Consider the following 3737-nt stretch of genomic DNA (forward strand, 5'->3'; position numbering starts at 1 on the left):
ATGTCGAGCACCAGCGAGTGCAGCAGCAGCAGGTATGCGAGGTCGGGCCGCTCCACCAACTCGGCTTGCAAGGCGGCCGTGAGATGGGCGCTCATATCCTCGACCAGCGCCCAGGAATGGCCGGGAACCGGGGGATCGGCCCGCTCGGGCTCCCGTGTCGCCGTACTCGTCTGACCGGCGGCTTCAGCATCCTCGTCGGACCGAGGTTCACGACGGACCCAGCCAAGCTCAACCGTCAGGATCCCGTCATGGCCGATCGCGACCCAGCCTCCGCCGGCGGCCTTCTGTTCGGCCGACCACGTGGTCGCGGCGACCTTCTGGTCCAGTTCAGAGAGACGGGCATGGATCTCGGCGACCCGCTCGCCGTCATCATCCTCGTCCAGCTCGTCCAGTTCGGCGGTCAGCACTTCGGCCTCGGCATGCTCCTGCTCCGATAGGTGTGGCCGGTTGGCCTTAAGCTCGGTGCAGGTCCGCCGCAGATCCCAGGTGATCGCGTCGACGGACTCGATCCAGGCCCAGCCTTCGGCAATCAGGGCGTCGGCCTGGGCCCTCAGCTTCTCACGGGCCATCCGCTCGATCAGCGCCGGATCCTCGATGCAGTCCGGGCTCTCGCCGAACAGATCGCGGGTGATGACGCCGCCGGCAGCCTCATAGGCATCGAGGCCGACGAACTTCACCACCTTGCTCGTCGCGCTCAACTTCTGGCCCAGCAACATCCGGCGGACATGATAGGGGTCGGTTCCCTGCCATCCAGCCTGGAACACCTCCTCCTGCCGGGCGAAGTCGTCGGTCAGGGTGTATGCCTTCAAGGTGTCGAGGTTGATTTCGTCGGCCTGGAAGGCGGCACGGATCACGGGGCTGACGCGGGCCAGCTTCATCCGCTGCCGGACATGCACGACCGTCACGCCGAATTGGCGCGCGATCTCGTCCTCGCCCTTGCCGTCGTCCAGCATGGCCGCGAAGGCATCGAACTCGTCCAGGGGCTCCATGGCCTTGCGGCCGATATTTTCTGCGAGCGAAACGCCGATGCCGTCCTCCAGGATCACATTGCACGGCACCAGCAGATCGGGCGGGTGATGCCCTTCCTCGGCCAGCAGTTGCAGGGCCTGCAGGCGGCGGCCACCGGCCACGACGGCATACGTCCCGGCCGGCTGCCCCTTTTTCTTGCCTTTGGGCGCCACATTCGGCCTCACGACGAGGTTTTGCAGCAGACCCTTCGCACGGATCAGCGCGACGAGGGCGTCATCCGCCCCCACGGCCGTCTTGCGCACGTTCTCCGGGGCGATGGTCAGCAGGTTGAGCGGAATCATCTGAATGGTCACGGGCTGTCTCCTGGTGAGCTTGGGAATGATGCGGCGGTGAGGGCGCCGCCTTACGGCAGCGCCATGACGCCGAGGGATGCGCGGATGCGGCGGACCATCAGCGAGCGCGTCCGGCACGCCAGGGCACTCCGGATGGCCTCGGAGGGGCCGCCGATGCGAGCCACGGCCTCCGGGCCGCCCTCGGCATCCTGGCCGCCCTGGCGCCGCGCTGCGCGATGCAGGTCGATGCAGGCCAGTGCCTCGGTCAGCGACAGGCAGCAGCGGATGCGGAGCAGGGTGGTCAGCCGGGGATGGGTGATCTTGAACATTCTGCCCTTCTTCGATTTGCGGTTGCGCACGCAACCGCGTGCTCCCGGCGAGGGCGGAGTAGGGGAGGTGCATGCGGCCGGGCCGCGCGAGGCTGCGATCAGGGGCGGGGCTATGCCCTGCGCCTGGCGCGGGCTGGCGTGGCTGTAGGCGGCATGCCGGAGGGGGTAGACGGCAGCGCCTCTCCACCCCTCCGACGGGCGCGGCCTCGGCCACGCTGATCAGCTGGCCGGCATCGCCGGCACCAACAGCTTGCGCGAGGGATCGTCACCCGGAGGGCCGAGACGCCGTTTGGCGGCTCGGCGGAGCTTGGCGCCCGCGGCGCCTAGCGCAGTAGAGCCCAGTCCCGGCCTGGTCCGGGACGTGCCGGGTCCGGACGGAGACCCTTGTCGAGAGATGAGCATAGGGCAGCTGCTCGGCGCCTGCGCCGCGACGAGGCCGACATGCCAGAGCCGTGAATGATAGAAATAGCCGGGCGGCACCGACCGGCTCGCCGGACCGTTATCTGGGCGACAGCTGATTCCGGACCATCCTCGTGACTATGTCACCAGCCCAATACGAGGTCTTGCACACCCTGTTTACCTCAGGGTTCAAGCCTATGGTCTGGGGCTCGGACGATACCGGGTGGCGGGTCGGACCGATCTACCGGGTGCCCACCCGGACGAAGAAGAGCATCGAACGCCATGGCTGGATCCAGCCGGAGCGCAGCCGCAGCAGCAATGGCGTGACCATTGAATGGCTTCCGGTCACCAAAGCGGGCCGCCTAGCCTATATCGCCGCCGGCGGCAACCCGCGCACGAGTGGTCCGCGACAGAGGTACTGGGGATGACCCGGGCCACCGTGTGCAGCTTCATAGCAGGGGTCAGGCAAAATCAAAGGATCGGATAAAGGCCATCGAACAGGTCGCCGATCGCGCGGCGCCGGAGATATGTCAACCGCCGCTGCCGAAGGTGCTCGGGGCGGTCATGCCGAAGATGGCACCGCCCGCACCAGCCGGCGAGATTGTTATCCGAACAGTTGCTTCGATCGTGATTTACATGGCAGGCGGCCAACACCACGCGCTTGACGACGACGCTCACCAACTCGAAAAACGTCGGATCCGGAGCTGCGCCGCCGTGGTCGTCGCGCCAAAATCCAGCTTCGGCGTCGAACTAGCGTCCATCAGGCAGTTGGCGGATCTCTGCGCCATGGCGTCGCCGGCAACACTCGCACCGCCCCTTGGCGCGACCAAACCTGATGGCCTTGGAGAGGATCGGCCAGTCGATGGGATAGAGGAAACGATGTTGGGGGCGGATCGGCATAAGCCGATTCTAGAACAAACAGCGAATCACGCGAATCCCAAAAATGGCACATCACCATCAAAAAGCGCGTCGGTGCGAGGCCGTAGAGGCGAAGTTTCGCATCCGCGAGAATCCGTGCACCATGATCTGATCGGGAGGTGCTGATGTGCAATCTCTATGCCGTGAACTCGACCCAGGATGAACTTCGCAGGGTGGCTGAGGCCCTCGATGTCGATCTCGGCAACTTCGCCGGGATGGCTTCGGTGTTCCCGGACTACCTGGCACCGGTCGTGCGCCTTGATGGCAGCGGCAGCCGCCGCCTGGACATGATGCGCTGGGGCTTCCCCCCGGTCGGCCCGAACCCCTCCTATGTGACGAACGTCCGCAACCTCTCCAGCAACTTCTGGAAGGGATGGTTGAAGCCGGAGTGGCGCGTGGTCGTGCCGGCCACGGCCTTCAGCGAGTACATGCCCGAGCCGGATCCGGTCACCAAGAAGAAGCCCGTTGCGTGGTTTGCTGTGAAGGACGGCACCCCGAACCCGCGGCCGGTTTTCGGGTTCGCGGGGATCTGGCGCCCGTGGACGGGAGCCCGTGGCACCAAGAAGGACCCTATCGAGGGTGAGCACAAGCTGTTCTCCTTCCTGACCACCGAGGCGAACAGCATCGTCAAGCCGATCCATGAAAAGGCGATGCCGGTGATCCTGTCGCCGGATCGGTGGCAGGCCTGGCTGACGGCACCGGTCGAGGAGGCGATTGCCATGCAGCAACCGCTGCCCGACGACCGGCTCCATGTCGCCCGCGTCGGCCCGAAGGGCGACAGCGATGAACT

5 protein-coding genes are annotated in these 3737 nt (G+C 66.1%); 3 read left to right on the forward strand and 2 right to left on the reverse strand.

Going from position 1 to position 3737, the window contains the following annotated elements:
- Positions 1 to 1322, reverse strand: a 1322-nt coding sequence (locus AC3XYG_RS37025) for a ParB/RepB/Spo0J family partition protein (protein WP_489144903.1), incomplete at its 3' end; no start/stop codon positions are given.
- 50 nt (positions 1323 to 1372) lie between these two features.
- A complete protein-coding gene (locus AC3XYG_RS37030) occupies positions 1373 to 1630 on the reverse strand; it encodes a hypothetical protein (protein WP_489144904.1) in 258 nt (85 codons plus the stop codon).
- Between the two features lie 563 nt (positions 1631 to 2193).
- Between AC3XYG_RS37030 and AC3XYG_RS37035 the strand changes: the two genes are divergently transcribed.
- The 3 genes from AC3XYG_RS37035 to AC3XYG_RS37045 all read left to right on the forward strand — a co-directional run.
- Positions 2194 to 2457 carry a hypothetical protein gene (locus tag AC3XYG_RS37035; RefSeq protein ID WP_489144905.1) on the forward strand — a complete coding sequence of 88 codons (264 nt, stop codon included), beginning with the start codon at positions 2194 to 2196 and terminating at the stop codon, positions 2455 to 2457.
- 13 nt (positions 2458 to 2470) lie between these two features.
- The gene (locus tag AC3XYG_RS37040; RefSeq protein ID WP_489144906.1) at positions 2471 to 3073 is read left to right on the forward strand and encodes a hypothetical protein; all 603 of its coding nucleotides are present in this window, start codon (positions 2471 to 2473) and stop codon (positions 3071 to 3073) included.
- A gap of 47 nt (positions 3074 to 3120) precedes the next feature.
- Positions 3121 to 3737 (forward strand): SOS response-associated peptidase (locus AC3XYG_RS37045; protein ID WP_489144907.1); only part of this gene is annotated, 617 nt, incomplete at its 3' end.

The sequence above is a fragment of the Inquilinus sp. genome, from assembly GCF_057815775.1.

Coding starts and splice junctions, on each gene's coding strand:
- AC3XYG_RS37030 (WP_489144904.1), bottom strand. CDS start 1,630: ATGTTCAAGATCACCCATCCCCGGCTGACCACCCTGCTCCGCATCCGC.